Below are 21358 nucleotides of genomic sequence, written 5' to 3'. Positions count from 1 at the left end.
GTGACGTCGTGGCCTAGGTGGCTTCCGTGTCGAACGGCGGGGTCTCGTCGGGCGTGAAGGTCCTGCTCTCCAGCGGGGCGGTCGCGACCACGGCGGCTGCCGCCGCAGCGGCGCGCACCGGCGGCACCGGCGCGTCGTCGAGGAGGGCCTCCCGGATGATCCGCCGGGGATCGTATTGCCGCGGATCGAGCGTGCGCCAGTCGACGTCGTCGAAGTTCTCGCCCATCTCATCCTTGACGCGGGTGCGCGCGACGCGCAGGTAGTCGCGCGCCTGGGTCGTGAAGCGGGCAAGCGTCTCGGCGTACCGCGGCAGACGCTCGGGGCCGATGATGAGCGCGGCGATCACACCGATCACCAAGAGCTTCTCGATCGTCAACCCGAAGAACATGCTCCCAAGGTTACCGTCGCGCCTGAGAGTTCGATCCCGCCCTGGACCGTACGCTGACCATGGAGGAACCGCCAATGGCCGAGCAGGATGCGAACTATCGCTTCGCGAACGAGGCGACGATCGAACCCGAGCACATCGCGCGTGCGCGCGCGCACGCGCTGGAGCTCGGCGCCGCTCCGATCTCGGCAGCAGTGGGCGCCCAGTGCGCCGTCATCGCCGCGGCATCACGAGCGCTGAACATCGTCGAGATCGGCACCGGTGCCGGGGTCTCCGGCCTCTGGCTGCTGCACGGCGCTCCGCGGGCGACGCTGACCACGATCGACACCGAACCGGAGCACCTCGCGGTCGCCCGTCAGCTGTTCGCCGAGGCGCGGATTCCCGCGGCACGAGCGCGTTTCATCACCGGACGCGCCGCCGAAGTGCTCCCGCGGATGAACGAGGCGTCGTACGACATCGTGCTCGTGGATGCCGACCCCGAAGGCGTGATCGACTACGTCGAGCACGGGCTGCGGCTCATCCGCCCGGGCGGAACGGTGCTCGTCCCCCGCGTCATGGGCGGCGGGGCCGTCGCAGACCCGGTGCGCCGCGACGCGGTGACCGTGGCATACCGCACCCTCATCCAGGAGACGCAGGCCTCGCCGGCCGTGATCGGCGCACTCTCGATCGTCGGCGAGGGCCTGCTCCAGCTCACCACCGTCGCAGCGGACTGAAGCGCGCAGACGAGAACGGCCGGTCCGAAGACCGGCCGTTCATCGTTTCACTGGAGCGTCACGCGGGGGCGACGACACCGCCGAGCACGTCGTACAGTTCCTTGGCCTCAGCGTCGTTCACGGAGACGACGAGGCGGCCGCCTCCTTCGAGGGGCACGCGCACAATGATGAGGCGACCCTCCTTTACGGCCTCCATCGGTCCGTCTCCGGTTCTCGGCTTCATCGCTGCCATCGCGGCTCCTTTTCGTCGTAGTCTGCAGAATCAAGTTTATCTCTCAGGCAACACACCGGATAATCCGCTGGGGATGACTACGCCCTGTTGCGCGCCGCCGCCGACTCACGGGATCTGCCAGAAGGTATTCCCGAGTGCGTACATGTTGTAGATCCACCACCACTGACCGGCCAGACAGGCGATCAGCACGCCGACTCGCCACGCGGTCGACTTCGGCATCGCCACTGCGCCCCACAGCGGCGAGAGCGGGATTAGCAGACGGAAGATGCTCGACTGCGGAAAGAAGACGGCGAGCAGGTAGACGAGATAGCTCGCGCCCCAGAGGCGCAGGTCGACGCCCAGCCGCCGGACATGCGGTTCGAACAGCAGCAGCGCGGCCAGCGCGAGCACGCCGAGGGCCAGTACGACGTATCCGGTCGCGGCTCCCACACCCCAGATCCCGAACCAGAAGGCGGACCCGGCGACGAAGCCGTCGAACGGCAGGAAGTGCGGGGACGGATCGAGCAGCCAATTGCGGCGCCAGGCGAGTTCTGTGGAGAGGTACGCTTCGGAGTCCCCGGTCACGATCCCGGCTGCGACCTGCCAGGCGAACCCGACGATGACCGCCAGGAGTCCGGTGGCGACGATGTGCACGATGTGCCGCACAGGCAGCGGCTCGCGTCGGCGGGTCAGCCAGCGATGGATGCCATGCAGGCCGAGGAACAGCGCGAACGCGAGCACGCCCGGTCGGGTGAACCCCATCAGCGGCACGAGCAGGTACAGCCACGCATACCGGCGCTGCAGTACGACCCACAGGCCGAGGAAGAGCCAGAGAAGGAAGAGCGCCTCGGCATAGCCGACCTGGAACAGGGCAGCGAGGGGCGCTGCGGCGAGGAACACGACCGCCCACATCGCGGTGGTGCGGTCGGCGTGCATCCGCGTGATCCGGTACAGCACCAGGCACGCGAGGTACCCCGAGACGACCGATATCCCGACGGCACCGGCGATCCACGAGCCGAGCAGCCCCCCGAGCGCGGCCGCCAGGTAGGCATACAGCGGCATGAAAGCCCATTGGTTCTCGGCGACCAGCCCAGACTCCGTCAGCGGCAGGTCGGCCGGATACCCATTCACCGCGACGAACCAGTACCACTGGGCGTCCCACCCGACCATGAGGTCGCCGATGGTCGCGTTCGCGCCGAAACGCGAGACCTGGCCGGACAGCTCCGCGGCGACCAGAAGCATGCCCGTCGTCACGATGCGCGCGAGAAGGTAGACGATCGCGATGGAAGCCGCGACCGGGATCCGGCGGCGCTGCGCGGTGGGCGTCAGGAGGTCGTCAGCCACGCCCGAAGCCCGCGCTCGACATCCTCGATCTGGGCGATCGCGACGCGCTCCTCGTCGTGATGGGCGAGGTGCGGGTTGCCTGGTCCGTAATTGACCGCGGGCACGCCGAGGGCGGAGAACCGCGCGACATCCGTCCAGCCGTACTTCGGCTTCGGCTGTGCGCCCACCGCCGCGACGAATTCCCGCGCGAGAGCGGCGTCCAGACCCGGCCGCGCCCCCTCCGCGATGTCGACCACCTCGACGTCGTAGCCGGCGAAGACGTCGCGCACGTGCTGCGCGGCCTCCTCGGCGGACCGGCTCGGGGCGAAGCGGTAGTTGACCTCGACTTCGCAGAGGTCGGGGATGACGTTGCCCGCTACCCCGCCGGAGATGCGGACGGCGTTAAGCCCTTCCCGATACACCAGACCCTCGACCGGCACTTCGCGCGGCTGATACTCGGCGAGCCGGGCGAGCACGGGCGCGGCCTTGTGGATGGCGTTCTCGCCGATCCACGCCCGTGCGCTGTGCGCGCGGACCCCCGTGGTGCGCACGATCGCGCGGAGATTGCCGTTGCAGCCCCCCTCGACCTCGCCGTCCGACGGCTCGCCCAGGATCGCGAAGTCCGCGGCGAACAGGTCGGGGCGGGTCTTGGCGAGGCGGGTCAGGCCGTTGAGATCGGCGTCGACCTCCTCGTGGTCGTACCACATCCAGGTGATGTCGACTCGGGGGTCGACGAGCTCCGCGGCGAGCTTCAGCTGCACGGCGACGCCGGCCTTCATATCGACGGTGCCGCGCCCCCAGATGAACGCCTGCCCCTCCTCTGTGATGTCGCGGGTGGGTACGTTGCCGTTGATCGGCACCGTGTCGATGTGCCCCGCGATCACGACGCGCTGCTCCCGACCGAGGTCGGTGCGGGCCACGATGGTGTCGCCGTCGCGGTGGATCGTGAGATGGGCGAGACCGCGGAGGGCCTCGTGGATCGCATCGGCCAGCACCCGCTCATCGCCGGAGACGCTCGGGATGTCGCAGATCGCGCGAGTGAGGTCGACAGAGGTCGCGGAGAGATCGAGCTGCGGCATCCCCCGATCCTACCGAGCGCCCGAGGGCGCTACCGTGGAACGATGAGCGATCAGCGATGGGTATGGGGCATCGGCCTCGCGACGACCGCGGCAGACGGCACGATCCTGGATACCTGGTTTCCGGAACCCAAGATCGGGAAGATCCCCCTCGGGCTCGACCCGTCGATGCCGCCAGAGGACCTTGAGCGGCTCGCCGTCGCCGACGCCCGCCGGGCGGTGTCGGTCGACGTCGTGACCATCGAGATCGATCTCGACGCACCGCCGGCGTCGACTCCCGACGCCTACCTTCGGCTGCACGCGCTCTCGCATCGGCTGGTGCAGCCGAACGATCTCGACCTCACCGGCATCTTCGGCCATCTGCCGAACGTGGCCTGGACCACCGCCGGGCCGATGCACCCCGACGAGCTGACGCGGCTCCGGCCCTTCCTGCAGCGCGACGGCATCCAGGTGCAGGGCCTCGACAAGTTCCCGCGGCTGCTCGACTATGTCACCCCGCCGGGGGTGCGCATCGCGGATGGATCGCGCGTGCGCCTCGGTGCCTACCTCTCCCCCGGCACGACTGTCATGCACGAGGGCTTCGTCAACTTCAACGCCGGCACCCTCGGCACATCGATGGTCGAGGGCCGCATCTCGCAGGGCGTCGTCGTCGGCGATGGCAGCGACATCGGCGGCGGCTCCTCCATCATGGGGACGCTGTCCGGCGGCGGGGCGCACAAGGTGTCGATCGGCGCGCGGACGCTCCTCGGCGCGAACGCCGGCATCGGCATATCCCTCGGCGACGACTGCGTCGTCGAGGCCGGGCTGTACGTCACCGCAGGGTCGAAGATCGTCCTCGCCGACGAGGCGCCCCGGCACGACGGCTCGCGGCCTGTGGTCAAGGGCGCCGATCTGTCCGGCCGCGACGGACTGCTGTTCCGCCGCAATTCGCTCACGGGTGCGATCGAGGCGGTCCGCCGCAAGGGAGTGGGCGTCACGCTCAACGAAGCCCTCCACGCGTGAGAGGATCGCGCACATGACGGATCGGATGCCGAAGAAGGCGTATGAGGACGAGCTTCGGCGTCTGCAGGCGCAGCTCGTCGACATGCAGGCCTGGGTGCAGGCGACAGGCGCGCGGATCGTCGTGATCTTCGAGGGCCGGGATGCCGCAGGCAAGGGCTCCACGATCAAGCGGGTGTCGGAGTACCTCAACCCTCGCGTCACACGCGTCGTCGCCCTGCCCACGCCCACCGAGCGCGAGAAGACGCAGTGGTACTTCCAGCGCTACATCCCTCATCTGCCCGCGGCCGGCGAGATCGTGCTCATGGACCGCTCCTGGTACAACCGCGCGGGTGTCGAGCGGGTGATGGGCTACTGCACCAACGTCGAGTACCACCGCTTTCTGCACCAGGCGCCGATCTTCGAGCGGATGCTGGTCGAAGACGGCGTCGTGCTCCTCAAGTACTGGTTCAGCGTGTCGCCGCAGGAGCAGGAGGCCCGCTTCCGCTCCCGTGCCGAAGACCCGATGCGTCGATGGAAGCTCTCCCCCAATGATGTGCTCTCCATCACCCGTTGGGAGGACTACTCCCGCGCGAAGGACACGATGTTCGTGCACACCGACATTCCCGAGGCGCCCTGGTTCGAGGTGCCGTCGGTCGACAAGCGGCGGAGCCGCATCAACATGATCCATCACCTGCTCTCGCAGGTGCGCTACGAAATGGTGGAGCGCGAGGAGGTCGTGGTGCCCGACCGGTCGCCCTCGAAGGGCTACGAGCGGCCCCCTCGCAACATCGAGAACTACGTGCCCGACCACGCTGCCACGGTCGAGCAGCGACCCCAGCGCGCCGTCGGAGGGTGACCGAGGTCAGCCGGGAACGATCTGGGACAGCGTGAACGTCCACACGCAGATGACGGCGAGCATCCCGAGGCTGTAGCCGATCGCCGCACGCAGGATCTCGGACTCGCGGCCGGAGAGCCCGACGGCGCCTGCCGCGATCGCGATGGACTGCGGTGAGATGACCTTTCCGGTCGCCCCGCCCGCGGTGTTCGCCGCGATGAGCACCGTCGGCTGCACGCCGATGGCCTTCGCCGTCGTCACCTGCAGCTGTGCGAAGAGGGTGTTGTTGTTGACGACCGAACCCGTGATGAACACACCGAACCATCCGATGATCGGCGCCACCAGCGGGAAGAGGGGCCCGATGGCGGCCAATGCCGACCCGATGGTCGCGGATCCCCCGGAGTAGTTCGCGATGTTCGAGAGCACAAGGATGAGCGCGATGAGCGTGATCGCCTGCCACAGGTCTCGGACTGTCCGGCCGAGCTCTGCCCAGAGGTCGCGGGCGGTGAGCTTGGGCATGAAGAAGAACGCGACGATCGCGGCGAGGAAGATCGCCGTGCCGGTCGCGTTCAGGGGCGTGAAGTCCCAGGTCTGGGTGACCGTCGCACCCGCAGCGGTCTCGACCTGGCCGGTGAGCCCGGGAATGGGGACCTTGAACACCGCCCACGCGAGCGGCCCGCCTTCGGCGAACAGGTCCTTGAACGCCGGGATGCTCCACACCAGGATGAAGGCGGTGAGGATGTAGAACGGGCTCCAGGCGACCGCGATCTCCCGTACCGGGTACTGGTGCACAGCCGGCGCCTCGCCGCCGCCTTCGCGGAACGTGTGCCGGGGCTTCCAGAAGCGCGACAGCACCACGATCGCCGCCATCGCGGCGAGCCCCGCGCCGAGATCGGCGAGCTCCGGACCGAGGAACCACAGCGCGCCGCCCTGCACCAGGCTGAACGCCACGCTCACCACGAGGGCCGCAAGCCACGTCTCGCGCAGCCCGCGCCAGCCGTCGATGATCACGACGAGCAGAAACGGCACGAAGAAGGTGAGGGGCTGCAGCAGCAGGACGAGCATCCGCGACAGGTCCTGGACGTCGACGCCGCCGACATTCGCGCCGACGATGACCGGAATGCCGATCGCCCCGTAGGCGCCGGCCGCCACGTTGGCGACCAGGCAGATCATGGCGGCCTTGACCGGACGGAAGCCGAGCTGCACCAGGAGGGCCGCGCAGATCGCGATCGGCACGCCGAACCCCGCCGCCCCCTCGAGGAAGGCGCCGAAGGCGAAGGCGATGAGGAGCACCTGGATGCGCTGATCCGCGGAGATGCTGCTGATCGAGCCGCGGACGACTTCGAAGTGTCCGCTCGCCACGGCGAGCCGGTACAGCCACACGGCCATGACGATGATGTAGGCGATGGGCCAGAGCGCGTTGAGAAGCCCGTAGAGCCCGGCGCCGGCGGCTGCGGAAGCCGGCATCCCGAACACCCACAGCGCCACGACGATCTCGGCGCCGACCGCGATGAGGGCCGCGATGATGCCGGTCAGTTTGAAGACGACCAGGCACACCAGGAAGAGCAGGATCGGGACGGCGGCGACGAGCGCGGAGAGCCAGAGGATCCCGAGCGGGTCCGAGGGTTGAATCCACATGGCCGTTGTCCATTCGCCGAGGGGCGGCGGATGCACCCGCCAGCGCTCAACCTAGCGAACGCGCGCTTGTCAGCGCCAGAAGGCCGGCGCGGGTCAGCTCACGCCCGGGTAGTTGCGCTCGGCGGCGCCGACGTAGAGCTGCTGCGGGCGACCGATCTTCGTCTGCGGGTCGGACTGCATCTCGCGCCAGTGCGCGAGCCATCCGGGCAGACGGCCGATGGCGAACAGGACGGTGAACATCCGCGTCGGGAAGCCCATCGCCTTGTAGATCACGCCGGTGTAGAAGTCGACGTTCGGGTAGAGCCGGCGCTCGCGGAAGTAATCGTCGCTCAGTGCGAGTTCCTCGAGCTCCTTCGCCAGGTCGAGCAGCGGGTCGTGCACGCCCAGCTCGGTCAGCACCTCGTCGGCGGACTCCTTGACGAGCCTCGCGCGCGGGTCGTAGTTCTTGTAGACGCGGTGCCCGAAGCCCATGAGCTTCACGCCGTCTTCCTTGTTCTTGACCCGCTCGACGAAGCGCTGGACGCTCTCGCCGGAATCGCGGATGCGCGCCAGCATGTCGAGCACGGCCTCGTTCGCGCCGCCGTGCAGCGGCCCGTACAGCGCGTTGATGCCCGCAGAGATCGACGAGAACTGGTTGGCGCCGGTGGATCCGACGAGCCGAACGGTCGAGGTCGAGGCGTTCTGCTCGTGGTCCTCGTGCAGGATCAGCAGCCGCTCCAGCGCACGCGACATGACGGGGTTCAGCTCGTACCGTTCGCTGAGGACGCCGAAGTTGAGTTTGAGGAAGTTGTCGACGAATCCGAGGCCGTTGTCGGGGTAGAGGAACGCCTGCCCGATGCTCTTCTTGTGCGCGTAGGCGGCGATCACCGGCAGCTTCGCGAGCATGCGGATCGTGTTGAGCTCGACGTGCTCGGGGTTGTTCGGATCGGACTGGTGCTCGTAATAGGTCGACAGCGCGGACACCGCCGACGACAGCACCGACATCGGGTGCGCGGTGTGCGGCAGCGACGAGAAGAAGCGCTTGAGGTCTTCGTGCAGCAGCGTGTGGTGGCGGATCCGCTCATCGAAGTCGGCGAGCTCGTCGGGGGTCGGCAGCTCACCATAGATGAGCAGCCACGCCACCTCGAGGTAGGTGCTGTTCTGCGCGAGCTGCTCGATCGGGTAGCCGCGGTAGCGCAGGATGCCCTGGTCGCCGTCGATGTACGTGATCGCCGACTTGGTCGCCGAAGTGTTCACGAACCCGTAGTCCAGCGTCGTGTGACCGGTCTGGCGCGTGAGGGTGGAGATGTCGATGCTCGGCACGCCATCGGTGCCGCGCAGCAGCGGAAGCGCCGCGGTGCGATCGCCGATGATCAGGGTTGCCTTGTCCTGCTTTGTGCCCGCGTCGCTCACGGCGCCTCCTCGCGATTTCTGTTCGATCCGGGGGGTCGTCGGCTCGGGACGGGGCCTGTAGAGCGCCTGACGAGCCTGCGTGCGGGAGGCGGATGCCGCTCCCCCGCGCCTTTACAGCCTAGTGGGCGCGGTGGAGCCGTTCCGCCGCGGCGGCGATGCGCTCGTCGGTCGCGGTGAGCGAGAGCCGCACGTGCCGTGGGAAGTGCGGGCCGTAGAAGTGGCCCGGGCCGGCCAGAATCCCAAGATCCGCGAGGCGTCCGATGCTGTCCCAGGCGTCTCGGCCTTCGGTGGCCCAGAGATAGAGACCGGCCTCGCTGTGGTCGATCCGGAAGCCGGCGGCCTCGACCGCGGGCTTGAGCACGCTGCGCCGGTGGCGGTAGCGCTCCTTCTGCGCGGCGACGTGCGCCTCATCGCCGAGGGCCGCGACCATGGCTTCCTGAACCGGAGCCGGAAGCATGAGCCCGAGATGCTTGCGGGCCGTGAGCAGCGGGCCGATGATCTCCGGATCGCCCGCGAGGAACGCCGCGCGATAGCCCGCGAGGTTCGACTGCTTGCTCAGGGAGTAGACCGAGAGGATGCCGGTGACGTCGCCGCCGGTCGCTCGCTTATCGAGCACCGAGGGGATCGGCTCGGCGTCCCAGGGCGCCTCCCAGCCCAGTTCGGCATAGCACTCGTCCGACGCGAGCACCGCTCCGATCTCCCGGGCGCGGGCCACCGCGGCACGCAGGTGCGCGGCATCCCATACCCTTCCATCCGGGTTGCCGGGCGTGTTGATCCAGATGAGGCGCGCGTCTGCCGGCCACTCGGCCGGATCGTCGGCCGCGACGGGCGTCGCGTCCACCAGCCGGGCCCCGACGTCGTAGGTGGGATACGCGGCGCGCGGGTGCACGACCACGTCACCCGATCCGAGTCCCAGCAGGAGCGGAAGGAGTGCGACGAGCTCCTTCGACCCGATCGTCGGAAGGATGTGCGCGGGGGTCAGGCCAGGCACGCCGCGGCGCCGGGCATACCAGTCGACGACCGCCGCGCGGAGAGCGGGAGTTCCCATCGTCTGCGGGTAGGCGTGGGCGTCCGTCGCCGCGGCGAGGGCATCCGACACGATCGCGGGCGTGCGGTCCACGGGCGAGCCGATCGAGAGATCGACGATGCCGTCGGCGTGGGCGCGGGCACGCTGTGCGTACGGTGCGACCGCGTCCCACGGGTAGTCGGCGAGGTCGGCGACCCCCACGTCAGGCCTGTGGGGGCAGTGCGGCGATGATCGGGTGGTCGGTGTGGATCACGCCGACCTTCGCAGCCCCACCGGGCGACCCGACCTCGTCGAAGAACTCGACGTTCGCCTTGTAGTAGTCCGACCACTCCTCGGGGAGGTCGTCTTCGTAGTAGATCGCCTCCACCGGGCACACCGGTTCGCAGGCGCCGCAGTCCACGCACTCGTCCGGATGGATGTACAGGCTCCGGTCACCCTCGTAGATGCAGTCCACCGGGCACTCGTCGATGCACGCGCGGTCCTTCACGTCCACACACGGCAGGGCGATCACATACGTCACGAGCCCAGTCTAGTTCTCCGGTCGGAAGCGGATGCGGTCAGGCAGGCCTACCGCGATGGCGATGAGGATCGGAATGGAGATCGTCCAGACGATCCCGAGCGACGAGTCCGGGACGATGACCGATCCCCCGGGTCCGCGGCCGGAGAAGAGCAGGGTCGCGACCATCATGCCGATGCCGGTCGCGAGCGTGGCCCAGCGATCCGAGGTGAGCAGTCGCACGGCCAGCAGCAGCGCGGCAGTTCCGATGATCGCGAGGATCAATCCCAGTGGGAACCATCCGACGGTGAACGTGTGCGCGATCGTCCCGGCCAGCCCGTAAAGGGCGCCGACCAGCAGCGCCACGATCCACGTGACGATGCGGATGGGAACAGAGGTGCGCACCCCCCGACTCTAGCGGCCGGGTGGGAAGGCACCACAGAGCGTCGCCGAGTGCCCACGCCGTACTCTGACCATGTGGGCATCTGCTATCGGATCGCGCAGTTCCGGGCTGAGCGACGGCTGCGTCCTCTCTCCGTAGGGCGCTGGGCCGAGTGCCGCGGCCGACCGTTGATCGACGCAACCGATGCGGCCGCCGGCTACACATTCCGGGTGCACAGCATCGAGGCGACCACGGTCATCCGCGGTGCGGGGCGTCTACGGTTCGGCAACGACGTCTATCTGAACAGCGGCGTGCGAATCGAGTGTCACCACGAGATCATCTTCGGCGACCATATCCTCGTCGCCTTCGGCGCCGTGATCATGGACAGCGACCTGCACGGCTACGAGGGGCGCCYGCCCCGACGCCTTCCTGTCACGATCGGCTCAGGATCGTGGATCGGAGCGAATTCCATAATCCTTCCTGGAGTGACTGTCGGCCGTCGAGCCATCGTGGCAGCCGGGAGCGTCGTGACCCACGACGTCGATGACGACACCCTCGTCGCCGGCAATCCCGCCCGCGTCGTCCGAAGTCTGACGTTTCCGGATGGTCAGCTGACGGCCTATAAGTGACCCAGCCCGCTGGATTCAGTCCGCGAAGCCCCAGAACCGCAGGAGTGCCGCGACGAGCGCTGCTGCGGCGACGACGACGAGGAATGGCGCACGCAGGGCGAGGAGCCCCGCGGCGACCAGGACCGCAGGAACCCGGGCGTCGATCACGATGGCCTGCCCCGCCCCGAGCGTCTGGACGGCCACGAGCGCAGCGAGCAGCGCGACGGTCAGAAGGTCGGCGATCCGTGCCGGGCGTGGTGCGTCGAGCACCTTCGGCGGCACGAGATATCCCAGCGTCTTCAGCGCGACGCAGATGATCGATGCCACCAGGATCGCGGTCCACAGCGTCACGGCAGTCCCTCGCGCTCTGAGACGTCGTCAGGTTCTGGTTCGGGCGGCGATCCGAGCCAGTTGAACCAGCCGACGATGATCGCGACGAGCGCGGCGATGAGGACCGGAAGCCCCGGCATCAGCGTCGGAGTGAGCGCGGTCGCCACGATCGCCGCGGCCACACCGACCGCGATGGCCTGGCGGCGCCGGAGTCGCGGCCACAGCAGGGCCAGGAAGGCTGCCGCGGCCGCGGCATCCAATCCATACGCTCTCGGGTCTCCCAGCACGTCGCCCAGGAGCGCCCCGGCGAGAGTGGAGATGTTCCAGCCGATGTAGATGGCGAGCCCCGTCACCCAGAACCCCACCAGCCGAGCATGCGGGGTGGTCTGCGCCAGCGAGACCGCCGTGGACTCGTCGATCGTGAACTGCGCGGCGGCCGCGCGACGCCACACCCCGCTGCCGATGACTGGCGACATGCGGACGCCGTAGGCGGCGTTGCGGAGGCCGAGGAGGCCCGCGGAGGCGATCGCGGCCGGCGCCGCGGCGATCCCTCCTGAGGCGATCACGCCGACGAAGGCGAACTGCGAGCCGCCCGTGAACATCACGAGGCTCAGGACGCAGGTCTGCCAGACATCCAATCCGGCAGCCACCGCGAGCGCACCGAACGAGATCCCGTAGGCGCTGGTGGCGAGGGCGACGCCGAGTCCCTGGCGTGCCGCACGCCGGGCCTCACCCCCGCTGTGCGCATCGTCGAAGTGCGGATTCAGGGTCACCCGGTCGAGCCTAGCGACACGCGAAAGGGTGGATACCCGCGCGGCTGAACCGGCTTGAATCCACCCTTTCGCGACCTTTGCTCAGGCGTTGGCGTCCTGGCGCTTCAGACGCGAGGTCGCCCGGGCGCGCTCGTTCTGATCGAGGTTCACCTTGCGGATGCGGACGATCTCGGGCGTGACCTCGACGCATTCGTCGTCGCGGGCGAACTCGAGGCTCTCCTCGAGGGTGAGCAGGCGAGGCGGGGTCATCGCCTCGAACGTGTCGGAGGTGGACTGACGCATGTTGGTCAGCTTCTTCTCCTTGGTGATGTTCACGTCCATGTCGTCGTTGCGCGAGTTCTCGCCGACCACCATGCCCTCGTACACGTCCTGCGTGGGCTGCACGAAGAACGACATGCGCTCCTGCAGGGCGATGATCGCGAACGGCGTCACGACGCCCGTGCGGTCGGCGACGATCGAGCCGTTCTGGCGGGTCACGATGTGACCGGCCCACGGCTCGTAGCCATGCGAGATGGCGTTCGCGATGCCGGTGCCGCGCGTCGTGGTGAGGAACTCGGTGCGGAATCCGATGAGCCCGCGGGACGGGACGATGAACTCCATGCGCACCCAGCCGGTGCCATGGTTCGACATGCCATCCATACGGCCCTTGCGCGTCGCGAGCAGCTGGGTGATCGCGCCGAGATACTCCTCGGGCGCGTCGATCGTCAGGTGCTCGAAGGGCTCATAGGTCTTGCCGTCGACCTTCTTGGTGACCACCTGCGGCTTGCCGACGGTCAGCTCGAAGCCTTCGCGGCGCATGTTCTCGACGAGGATCGCGAGGGCGAGCTCGCCACGCCCCTGCACCTCCCACGCGTCGGGGCGGCCGATGTCGACGACCTTGAGCGACACGTTGCCGACGAGCTCGCGGTCCAGGCGATCCTTGACCATGCGCGCGGTGAGCTTGTGGCCCTTCACCTTGCCGACCAGGGGCGAGGTGTTGGTGCCGATCGTCATCGAGATGGCCGGGTCGTCGACGTGGATCTGCGGCAGCGGGCGCACGTCATCGGGGTCGGCGATCGTCTCGCCGATCGTGATGTCGGGGAAGCCTGCGATCGCGACGATGTCGCCGGGGGCGGCGCTGTCGGCCGGGTAGCGCTCGAGCGCGCGGGTCTTCAGCAGCTCGGTGATGCGCGCACTGCTGACGGTGCCGTCGGCGCGCACCCACGCGACAGTCTGGCCCTTCTTGAGCGTGCCGTTGAAGACGCGCAGCAGTGCGAGGCGACCGAGGAACGGGCTGGAGTCGAGGTTCGTGACCCACGCCTGCAGCGGCGCCTCATCGTCGTAGGACGGCGCCGGCACGTGCTCGAGGATCGCTTCGAAGAGCGGCTCGAGATCGTCGTTGTCGGGAAGCGTGCCGTTCTCGGGACGGTTGCGGGATGCCGCGCCGGCGCGTCCGCTCGCGTACACGACGGGCACGTCCAGCAGCGCATCGACGTCGAGGTCGGGCACGTCGTCCACGAGGTCGCTCGCGAGGCCGAGAAGCAGGTCGTGCGCCTCTTCCTCGACCTCCGCGATGCGGGCATCGGGACGGTCCGTCTTGTTGACGAGCAGGATGACGGGAAGCTTCGCCTCGAGCGCCTTGCGCAGCACGAAGCGCGTCTGCGGCAGCGGGCCCTCGCTCGCGTCGACCAGCAGGACCACGCCGTCGACCATGGACAGGCCTCGCTCGACCTCGCCGCCGAAGTCGGCGTGACCGGGGGTGTCGATGACGTTGATGGTCACGGGCACGTCGGTGTGGATGCCCGAGTAGGTGATCGCCGTGTTCTTGGCGAGGATCGTGATGCCCTTTTCACGTTCGAGGTCGTTGGAGTCCATCGCGCGCTCTTCCATGTGCTCGTGGGAGCCGAAAGAGCCGGTCTGGCGGAGCATCGCGTCGACGAGCGTGGTCTTCCCATGGTCGACGTGCGCGACGATCGCGACATTACGGAGATCCGGACGGAGAGCGCGCGCCATGATGAGGTCCTTGCGAAGAATTTGGGGTGCACCCGGAGTCGGGTGCACCCCATTCTACCGTCCAGCGGGCGTGACGCCCTGGGAACGGCTCAGGCTTGGTCGCGCTCGGCTGCGAGCAGGGCGGCGCGAGCCTCTCGGCGCGCCTTCTGCTCGGCCGGATCCGGCACCGGCACGGCGGCGATCAGACGCTTGGTGTAGTCCTGCTGCGGGTTGCGGAGGATCTCGTCGGTCGGGCCCTGCTCGACCAGCTTGCCCAGGTTCATCACGATGATGCGGTCGGCCAGGCGGTCGACGACCGCGAGGTCGTGGCTGATGAACAGACAGGCGAAGCCGAGATCGGCCTGCAGCTTCTCGAACAGATCGAGCACCCGCGCCTGCACCGAGACGTCCAGCGCGCTGGTCGGCTCGTCGGCGATGAGCAGCTTCGGGCTCAGGGCGAGTGCGCGTGCGATGCCGACGCGCTGGCGCTGACCGCCGGAGAGCTCGTGCGGGTACCGGTTGCGGAAGGAGCGGGGCAGCTCGACCTGATCGAGCAGCTCTTCTACCTTCTCGCCGATCTTCGTCCGTGACACGGTGCCGGACAGCTCGAGCGGCTCACCGATCGACTGGCCGACCGGCCAGCGCGGGTTCAGCGATGCGCCGGGGTCCTGGAAGACGATGCCGATCTCGCGGCGCACCTCCCGCAGCGTGTCGGACTTGATGCCCACGAGCTCACGGCCGAGGAGGTTGGCCGTGCCCTCGGCGAACGGCAGCAGCCCGACGATGGCGCGGCCGACGGTCGTCTTGCCCGAGCCGGACTCGCCGACCAGGCCCACCACCTCGCCGGGATAGATCTTGAAGCTCGCCCCGTCCACCGCGCGGAACGCGGGGACCCGACCGAGACTGGGGTAGTCGATCGAGGCGTTCTCGAGCACCAGGAGCGGATTCTCGGTGACGACCGCGCGATCAGCCGCTTCGGTCACGCCGAGATGCGGCACCGCGGCGAGAAGCTGCTTGGTGTAGGGGTGCTGCGCGTGGTTGAAGACCTCGTCGACGGTGCCCCGCTCGACCACGACGCCTTCGCGCATGACGATGATGTTGTCGGCGATGTCGGCCACAACCCCGAGGTCGTGCGTGATGATGATGATCGCGGAGTCGAGCCGGTGGTGCAGCTCGCGCAGCAGATCGAGGATCTCCGCCTGGATCGTGACGTCGAGCGCCGTGGTGGGCTCGTCGGCGATCAGCAGGTCGGGGTCGCACGAGATCGCCATGGCGATCATGGCGCGCTGACGCTGCCCACCTGACAGCTGGTGCGGGTAGGAGTTGAACGCCTTCTCCGGGTCGGGCATCTCCACGAGGCTGAGCAGCTCCAGCGCGCGCACCTTCGCCTCAGCCGGCGACATGATGAAGTGCGTCCGCAGCGACTCGATCATCTGGAAGCCGATTTTGTAGACGGGATTGAACGCCGTCATCGGCTCCTGGAAGATCACCGCGATCCGGCTGCCACGGATGCGGTACAGCTCGTGCTCCGGCATCCCGAGCACTTCACGGCCGTGCAGCTTGACGCTTCCTGTCGAGCGCGAGTTGCCAGGCAGCAGACCGAGCAGCGACATGGAGGTGACCGTCTTGCCCGAGCCGGACTCGCCGACGATCGCGAGCACCTCGCCCGGCCGGACCACGTAGTTGACCTCGCGCGCGGCGTTGATCCACTTGCCGTTGACCCAGAAGTCGATGCCGAGGTTCTCGACCTCGATGATCGGCTCCTCGTTGCCGCGCTTCTGCGCCTCTTTGCCGGCGCGTCGCGTCATCCGGTACTTGGCGACCGTGGGGTCGCTTTCCGGTGCGTCGCTCAGACCCTGGTCGTCGGTCCCGCTCATCGGTCCGCTCCTGCCGCGTGCGAGGATGAGGTCATGCGGCCCATCATTCTCAGGCCCTCGTCGGGCATCATGGTGACGGTCGTGATCTGGGTCATCGCGGCGATCATCCTCATCAGTCTGCTGTTCGTCGGCGACGGACCCGGCTCGGAGCTGTGGTTCATCGCCCCCGCCGTCGGAACGGTGGGCTGGCTGGTCTGGGTGGCGTTGTGGTGGCCGAGCGTGCGCATCGCCGGCGAGGGGATCGAAGTCCGAAACCCGCTGCGCACCACCCGACTGCCATGGGACGAAGTGCGGGATATCGACTCTCGCGGCTCCCTCGTCATCACGACGTCTGCCGGACCGGTGTCGGCGTGGGCTGCCCCGCCGAACACCGGTTTGGGCGACCGCCGGGCCGAGTTCGTGGCGCGCGCCCGCACGTGGCGCAGCGGACGCGAGTACGTGGCGCCGGATGTGTCGCGCCGGCCGTCCGAGCCGGACGCGGCCGAGATCATCCGCCGCGTGCAGTCCGGGCGCACCAAGGTCCCACAGACGGGCGAGCCGTACGTCGGAGTGACCACGTCGTGGAACTTCCTCGTGATCGCGATCTCGGTGGTGCTCATCGGCTGGTCGATCACGTCGCTGACCTGACTCATCGGGGCGCTTCCTCCCGCACCGCGGCGGCATCCCTGCTCCCGCGACGGAACGGCTTCGCGATCAGCATGCCGAGTTCGCGGTAGGGCCCGATCTTGCCCGGCATCCGGCGCTGCCTCGGGTCGAACGCGTCGCGCAGTCCGTCGCCGATGAAGTTGATGGTGAGCACGATCGTGATGATGAAGAAGCCTGGCCACCAGAACAGCCAAGGCCGCGTGTTGAACGACGTCTGGTAGAGGCTCAGGAGCTGGCCGAGGGAGACGTCCGGCGGGCTGATGCCGAATCCCAGGTAGCTCAGGGCCGCCTCGAGGAGGATGGCGCCGGCCATCGTGAGCGAGATGTTCACGATGAGCACACCCGCGGTGTTGGGCAGGATGTGGCGGAAGATGATCCGCGCGTCCGACGCCCCGGCCACCCGCGCGGCATCGACGAACTCGCGCTCGCGAAGGCTGAAGAACTCCCCGCGCACGAGACGGGCGAGCACCGCCCAGCCGAACAAACCGAGCATGAGCGCGAGGCCCCAGGCTCCCAGGCTTCCGAAGGTCCGGCCGACGATCGCACCGAGGAGGACGACGGGGATGATGATGATGACGTCGGTGAAGCGCATCAGCACCGCGTCGGTCCAGCCGCGGTAGTAGCCGGCGGTGGCGCCGATCACAATGCCGACCAGGCCCGCGATCAGGCCGTAGACGACCATGACGATGATCGACTGCTGGGTGCCGCGCATGACCTGCGCGAACACGTCGTGACCGATGTCGTCCTGGCCGAACGGGAACGGTCCGAAGTCGAATGGCAGCACCCAGGTGGGCGCACCACCAGGCAGGTAGATCGGGTAGGGCGTCGTGTAGTTGTGGATCCACCACCCCGGGATCTTCAATCCGAAGACGTCGAAGCCGACCGAGGTGAACGCGAGCAGCACGATGAAGATCAGCACGCCGAGGGAGATCATCGCGCCGACGTGGCGGAAGAACCGCTTTCGGACGATGGCGCCCTGGCTGAGGCCGGCGACCTCCTCCTGCTCGATCGTGATGATGTCGGACGGGACCTCCGTGGGGAGGCTCGCGAATTCGTTGGTCATTTCAGCTCACCCGGATCCGTGGGTCGAGGACGGAGTATGCGATATCTGCCAGCAGGTTGAAGACGAGCGCGAAGATGCTCGTGACGAGGAAGACGCCCATGATCGCGTTGACGTCGACATTCCGGAGCGCCGTGACGAACATCGTGCCCATCCCTCGCCAGGCGAAGACGGTCTCGGTGATCACCGCGCCGCCGATGAGCCCACCGAGGTCGAAGGCGACGATCGTGGCGATCGGGATGAGCGCGTTGCGGAAGGCGTGTCGCATGATCACGGTGCGCTCGTTGAGGCCCTTCGCCCGCGCCGTGCGCACGTAGTCCATGCGCATGACCTCGAGGAGGCTGCCGCGCGAGTACCGGCTGTAGGCCGCGAGCGAGATGAGCATGATCGTGAGCGTCGGAAGCAGCAGGTGCGAGAAGGTGTCGACCGCCTCGAGCCAGATCGATCCTTCAAGACCGGGGGTCTCTGAGCCGATCGTGGCGATCGGCCGGCCGCCGGTGTTGGCGACATAGTCGGGCCAGGCGCCCATGATGCGGTCGATCAAGGTGAGCAGTGCGGAGACGAAGGCGGTGAGCATCGCCGTGCGGATCGAGACCGCGCGGTCGTCGCCGCCCCACAGCCAGCCGACGAGTGCACCGACGGCGAGCGCGCACACGGCGAGCACGAGCACGGCCCCCCACGTCGGCCAGTAGAAGAAGGCGTACTGGACCGGCCACCACAGTGCTACGCCGAGCGCCGCGACGGTGAGGGCGGAGTACAGCGCCCTGCGGTTGGAGAGGCCCGTGGTCAGCTGGGTGATCACGATCGCTGCCGCACCGCCCAGGAGCCCGATCCACACCGGCCCGAGGTTGGGGTACTGGAAGAAGTCCGTGAGGTTCGTGTAGATCAGGACCGCGGCCACCGCGACGAACGCGCCCGCGAAGTTGATCGAGAAGCGCTTGAGCTGGCCGCCCATGGCGCTCGCCCAGATGAACGCACCGGCCAGCGAAAGCAGGAAGATCGCGATCGGCGCGACGAACGGGTTCGCGAGGAAGTTGTTGAAGGCGATGGCGACGTTGAGCTTGAGCAGCTGCCCGACCCAGAACGTCGGGAGTGCGAAGAAGATGAAGGCGACGAATGTCACCGAGTAGTCGAAGCCGCTGTACTGACGCAGGGCCGAGATCATTCCGATCGAGATTCCGAAGAACATCGCGAGGATCGTGGCCGTCGTGACGAGCTGAATCGTCGACCACGCCGACTGCGCGAGCAGCGTGTTCACCGAGATGCCGGAGATCGTGGTGCCGAGGTCGCCGTGGAAGACGCCGCCCAGCCAGATGAAGTAACGCAGGAACGGCGGCACGTCCAGGTGCAGCTGTGCCGTGAGGGCAGCCATCAGCTGCTCCTTGTTGGGCGCCGTGGACCCGCGAAGCGCCTCGAGCGGGTCACCCGAGTTCGCGGACAGCACGTAGACGAGGTAACTCGCCGCGAAGATCACGAACACCGCGATGAGCAGTCGTCGTCCGACGTAACTCCACATGGGCAATCCCCTTTCTGAAACGGACTCTAGCGCGCCTGGTCGCGGTCATGCGGAGGGTGCCGGGGCTTTGCCCCGACACCCTCCGATGATCCGGATCGGAAACGCTACTCGCTCGGCGTCTCTCCGGTGACCGGGGTCCACTCCCAGAAGTTCCAGAAGTACTGGGGGGTGATCGGCATCGCCGTCACGCCAGTGACCTTGGACTTGTCCCAGGCGGTGATGCCGGGGAACTGGAAGATGGGCATCGACCAGAACTGCTCGCCCATGGCCTTCTCGGCCTCGACGAGCGACTCGTCCGCCTTGGCGCCGTCCTTCTCGCTGTCGACAGCCTTGAAGGGCTCATCGACCGCGTCAGAGGACCACCCGTAGAAGTTGTTCGCTCCACCGGTGATGTAGTTCGGCGCGTTGCTGGTACGGCCCGTGTTGTTGAGGATCCACGCGAAGAGCGCGACGTCGTAGGACGTCTGCTTCGTGTCGAGGTCAGCCGACCACGTGGTGCTCGAGGCGTTGATCAGGTTGATCCCGGCCTCAGCGGCGATCGGCTGCCACAGCTGGAACTCAGCGTTGCGGCGGACGTTCGCCTGGCTGAACAGCACGCGCACGTCGACCGGCGTCGTGATGCCTGCGTCGGCGAGGAGCGCCTTGGCACCGTCGACATCGGGCTCTTCGAAGTCCGAGTAGCCGTTGACCTCAGCAGCCGCCTTGGCACCATCGGTGCCCGGGAAGAACACCAGGGTGTTCATGACCTCGGCGTCGGCCTGCAGGGGAACGATGAGCTTGTCGACGATCTCCTGACGCGGGAGCGTCTTGAAGAGGGCCTCGCGCACAGCCAGAGCCTTGTCCTCGTCGCCGCCATAGGTGGCCGCGTCGAACGGGCCGCCGTTGGTGACCTGGAGGTCGACGTGCTCGAACGAGCCTTCCGGAGCACCGACATAGTCGATGTTCTCGATGCCGTTGGCAAGCGCGGTGGCGATGTCAGGCGTCGGCTGGCCGGCCGCGATCTGGATGTCGCCGTTCTGAAGTGCGGTCAGCTGCGCCTGCGAGTCCGGCACGGCGCGAACCGTGATGGTCTCGAACTTCGGCGACGGGCCCCACGTGTAGTCGGGGTTCGCGGTCAGCGTGACGTACTCGTCCGCCTTCATGTCGGTGATCGTGTACGCGTAGTTCGAGTACAGCGCGGGCGAGTCCTTGCCACCCTCGGGCATCTCGTTGAACGCGTAGGCGGTGTTGTACGCCTTCGACACGGGGCCCAGGAAGTCGTAGTCCTTGTCCTGGATCGCCTTGATGAGGTCGGTCTTGGCCTTCTTCGCGCCGTCCTCGCCGTCGTAGTCACCCGGGTAGGCGAGCTGCACGGTGCCGTGGCCCGAGACTCCGATGGGGCTGACGAGCTCCCAGTCCGCGTAGAACTTGTCGTAGACGACGGTCATGCTGCGGTTGTCGTCGCTCAGCGTGGGAACCTCTACGACGTTGTCGAAGCCGATGCCCTCGGCTGCGCCGGTGTTCCAGACGGTGCCCGTCTGGTCGGTGACCGAGCCGGTCTCCTCGTCGACGGTTGCCTCGCCGTCGGTCTCGTGCGTCGTGAGAGCAGCCCAGTACAGGAGCATGTCCGCGGCGTCGACGGCGGTGCCGTCCGACCACTTCACGCCATCCTTGATGGTGTACTTGACGGTCCACGGGTCTTCGCTGGTGACCTCGTACGAGCCGAAGTCGGTGTTCTTCACCAGATCGGGCTTGTCGTTGTAGTACGAGAACGTGTCCAGAGCCATGTACGCGACCTGCGCGTTGTAGAGGCTGTTGAGGTTGGTCAGGTTCGTGTTGTAGCCGCTGAAGACGTCGTTCATGGCGACCGTGATCTTGGTGCCCTTCACGACCTCAGAGGCGCGGGGCGGCGTGCAGCCGCTCAACAGCATCGCGCCGGCAGCGACGAGCGCTCCAGCGGCGATTATGCGCTTGTGCTTCAATTTTCCTCCTGTGCAAGGGATGTGGAGACACATGTCATGATCAGGACTTCGTGATCCGGACACGGATACCGCAAGGGTAAGCACGCTTGACGCGATGGCCAAAACATCCCGGGAAAACGTTACAAACCCTTAACTCAACCGTCGCCGGGTGTGACATT

The 21358-nt window shown here is 67.7% G+C and carries 21 protein-coding genes; 5 read left to right on the top strand and 16 right to left on the bottom strand.

Going from position 1 to position 21358, the window contains the following annotated elements; all coding sequences use genetic code 11:
- Window positions 1-13: 13 nt before the first annotated feature.
- Window positions 14-388 carry a Sec-independent protein translocase TatB gene (locus ACXJ3V_RS10525; RefSeq protein WP_457100247.1) on the bottom strand — a complete coding sequence of 125 codons (375 nt, stop codon included), beginning with the start codon at window positions 386-388 and terminating at the stop codon, window positions 14-16.
- A gap of 74 nt (window positions 389-462) precedes the next feature.
- On the opposite strand from ACXJ3V_RS10525, the gene ACXJ3V_RS10520 reads away from it, so the two are divergent.
- Window positions 463-1098, top strand: a complete 636-nt coding sequence (locus ACXJ3V_RS10520) for an O-methyltransferase (protein ID WP_457100246.1) — start codon at window positions 463-465, stop codon at window positions 1096-1098.
- A gap of 58 nt (window positions 1099-1156) precedes the next feature.
- On the opposite strand, the gene ACXJ3V_RS10515 is transcribed toward ACXJ3V_RS10520, so the two are convergent.
- The 3 genes from ACXJ3V_RS10515 to dapE form a co-directional block, all read right to left on the bottom strand.
- Window positions 1157-1330: a DUF3117 domain-containing protein gene (locus ACXJ3V_RS10515; protein WP_127095811.1), complete on the bottom strand. Its 174-nt coding sequence runs from the start codon at window positions 1328-1330 to the stop codon at window positions 1157-1159.
- A gap of 105 nt (window positions 1331-1435) precedes the next feature.
- Window positions 1436-2653 carry a mannosyltransferase family protein gene (locus ACXJ3V_RS10510; RefSeq protein ID WP_457100245.1) on the bottom strand — a complete coding sequence of 406 codons (1218 nt, stop codon included), beginning with the start codon at window positions 2651-2653 and terminating at the stop codon, window positions 1436-1438.
- Window positions 2635-3711 carry a succinyl-diaminopimelate desuccinylase gene (dapE, locus tag ACXJ3V_RS10505; RefSeq protein ID WP_457100244.1) on the bottom strand — a complete coding sequence of 359 codons (1077 nt, stop codon included), beginning with the start codon at window positions 3709-3711 and terminating at the stop codon, window positions 2635-2637. The genes ACXJ3V_RS10510 and dapE overlap by 19 nt, the downstream gene beginning before the upstream one ends.
- A gap of 42 nt (window positions 3712-3753) precedes the next feature.
- On the opposite strand from dapE, the gene dapD reads away from it, so the two are divergent.
- Entirely contained in the window at window positions 3754-4710 is a 957-nt protein-coding gene (gene dapD, locus ACXJ3V_RS10500) for a 2,3,4,5-tetrahydropyridine-2,6-dicarboxylate N-succinyltransferase (protein WP_457100243.1), read from the top strand.
- A gap of 25 nt (window positions 4711-4735) precedes the next feature.
- Window positions 4736-5545, top strand: coding sequence for a polyphosphate kinase 2 (gene ppk2, locus ACXJ3V_RS10495; RefSeq protein ID WP_457100325.1), 810 nt, complete (start codon window positions 4736-4738; stop codon window positions 5543-5545).
- A gap of 6 nt (window positions 5546-5551) precedes the next feature.
- Here ppk2 and ACXJ3V_RS10490 read toward each other — a convergent pair whose 3' ends face one another.
- The 5 genes from ACXJ3V_RS10490 to ACXJ3V_RS10470 form a co-directional block, all read right to left on the bottom strand.
- Window positions 5552-7162, bottom strand: coding sequence for an L-lactate permease (locus ACXJ3V_RS10490; RefSeq protein WP_457100242.1), 1611 nt, complete (start codon window positions 7160-7162; stop codon window positions 5552-5554).
- Window positions 7163-7255: 93 nt separating this feature from the next.
- The gene (locus ACXJ3V_RS10485) at window positions 7256-8554 is read right to left on the bottom strand and encodes a citrate synthase (RefSeq protein ID WP_457100241.1); all 1299 of its coding nucleotides are present in this window, start codon (window positions 8552-8554) and stop codon (window positions 7256-7258) included.
- Window positions 8555-8672: 118 nt separating this feature from the next.
- Complete coding sequence (gene dapC / locus ACXJ3V_RS10480) at window positions 8673-9782, bottom strand: succinyldiaminopimelate transaminase (RefSeq protein WP_457100240.1); 1110 nt, start codon at window positions 9780-9782, stop codon at window positions 8673-8675.
- 1 nt (window position 9783) lies between these two features.
- Window positions 9784-10101 carry a ferredoxin gene (gene fdxA / locus ACXJ3V_RS10475; RefSeq protein WP_457100239.1) on the bottom strand — a complete coding sequence of 106 codons (318 nt, stop codon included), beginning with the start codon at window positions 10099-10101 and terminating at the stop codon, window positions 9784-9786.
- Window positions 10102-10110: 9 nt separating this feature from the next.
- Entirely contained in the window at window positions 10111-10482 is a 372-nt protein-coding gene (locus tag ACXJ3V_RS10470; protein ID WP_457100238.1) for a DUF6113 family protein, read from the bottom strand.
- A gap of 165 nt (window positions 10483-10647) precedes the next feature.
- Between ACXJ3V_RS10470 and ACXJ3V_RS10465 the strand changes: the two genes are divergently transcribed.
- Window positions 10648-11088 (top strand): acyltransferase, encoded by a 441-nt coding sequence (locus tag ACXJ3V_RS10465; protein ID WP_457100237.1) that lies wholly within the window; start codon window positions 10648-10650, stop codon window positions 11086-11088.
- Between the two features lie 15 nt (window positions 11089-11103).
- Here ACXJ3V_RS10465 and ACXJ3V_RS10460 read toward each other — a convergent pair whose 3' ends face one another.
- The 4 genes from ACXJ3V_RS10460 to ACXJ3V_RS10445 form a co-directional block, all read right to left on the bottom strand.
- Window positions 11104-11418 carry an AzlD domain-containing protein gene (locus ACXJ3V_RS10460; protein ID WP_457100236.1) on the bottom strand — a complete coding sequence of 105 codons (315 nt, stop codon included), beginning with the start codon at window positions 11416-11418 and terminating at the stop codon, window positions 11104-11106.
- On the bottom strand, window positions 11415-12170 hold the full coding sequence (locus tag ACXJ3V_RS10455) for an AzlC family ABC transporter permease (RefSeq protein WP_457100235.1): 756 nt from the start codon (window positions 12168-12170) through the stop codon (window positions 11415-11417). The genes ACXJ3V_RS10460 and ACXJ3V_RS10455 overlap by 4 nt, the downstream gene beginning before the upstream one ends.
- 81 nt (window positions 12171-12251) lie before the next feature.
- A complete protein-coding gene (typA, locus tag ACXJ3V_RS10450; protein ID WP_457100234.1) occupies window positions 12252-14162 on the bottom strand; it encodes a translational GTPase TypA in 1911 nt (636 codons plus the stop codon).
- A gap of 89 nt (window positions 14163-14251) precedes the next feature.
- Window positions 14252-15949, bottom strand: a complete 1698-nt coding sequence (locus tag ACXJ3V_RS10445; RefSeq protein WP_457100324.1) for an ABC transporter ATP-binding protein — start codon at window positions 15947-15949, stop codon at window positions 14252-14254.
- A gap of 102 nt (window positions 15950-16051) precedes the next feature.
- On the opposite strand from ACXJ3V_RS10445, the gene ACXJ3V_RS10440 reads away from it, so the two are divergent.
- Window positions 16052-16645, top strand: a complete 594-nt coding sequence (locus ACXJ3V_RS10440; RefSeq protein ID WP_457100233.1) for a PH domain-containing protein — start codon at window positions 16052-16054, stop codon at window positions 16643-16645.
- Window position 16646: 1 nt separating this feature from the next.
- Here the strand turns inward: ACXJ3V_RS10440 and ACXJ3V_RS10435 are convergent, their stop codons facing one another.
- The 3 genes from ACXJ3V_RS10435 to ACXJ3V_RS10425 form a co-directional block, all read right to left on the bottom strand.
- On the bottom strand, window positions 16647-17726 hold the full coding sequence (locus tag ACXJ3V_RS10435; protein WP_457100232.1) for an ABC transporter permease: 1080 nt from the start codon (window positions 17724-17726) through the stop codon (window positions 16647-16649).
- A 1-nt stretch (window position 17727) separates the two neighbouring features.
- Entirely contained in the window at window positions 17728-19239 is a 1512-nt protein-coding gene (locus ACXJ3V_RS10430) for an ABC transporter permease (protein WP_457100231.1), read from the bottom strand.
- A 104-nt stretch (window positions 19240-19343) separates the two neighbouring features.
- Window positions 19344-21200 carry an ABC transporter family substrate-binding protein gene (locus ACXJ3V_RS10425; RefSeq protein ID WP_457100230.1) on the bottom strand — a complete coding sequence of 619 codons (1857 nt, stop codon included), beginning with the start codon at window positions 21198-21200 and terminating at the stop codon, window positions 19344-19346.
- Window positions 21201-21358: the final 158 nt, after the last annotated feature.

Source organism: Microbacterium sp. P5_E9 (genome assembly GCF_054049175.1).
The sequence above is the reverse complement of the archived record's forward strand: the minus strand, read 5'-3'. Positions and strand labels throughout refer to the sequence as shown.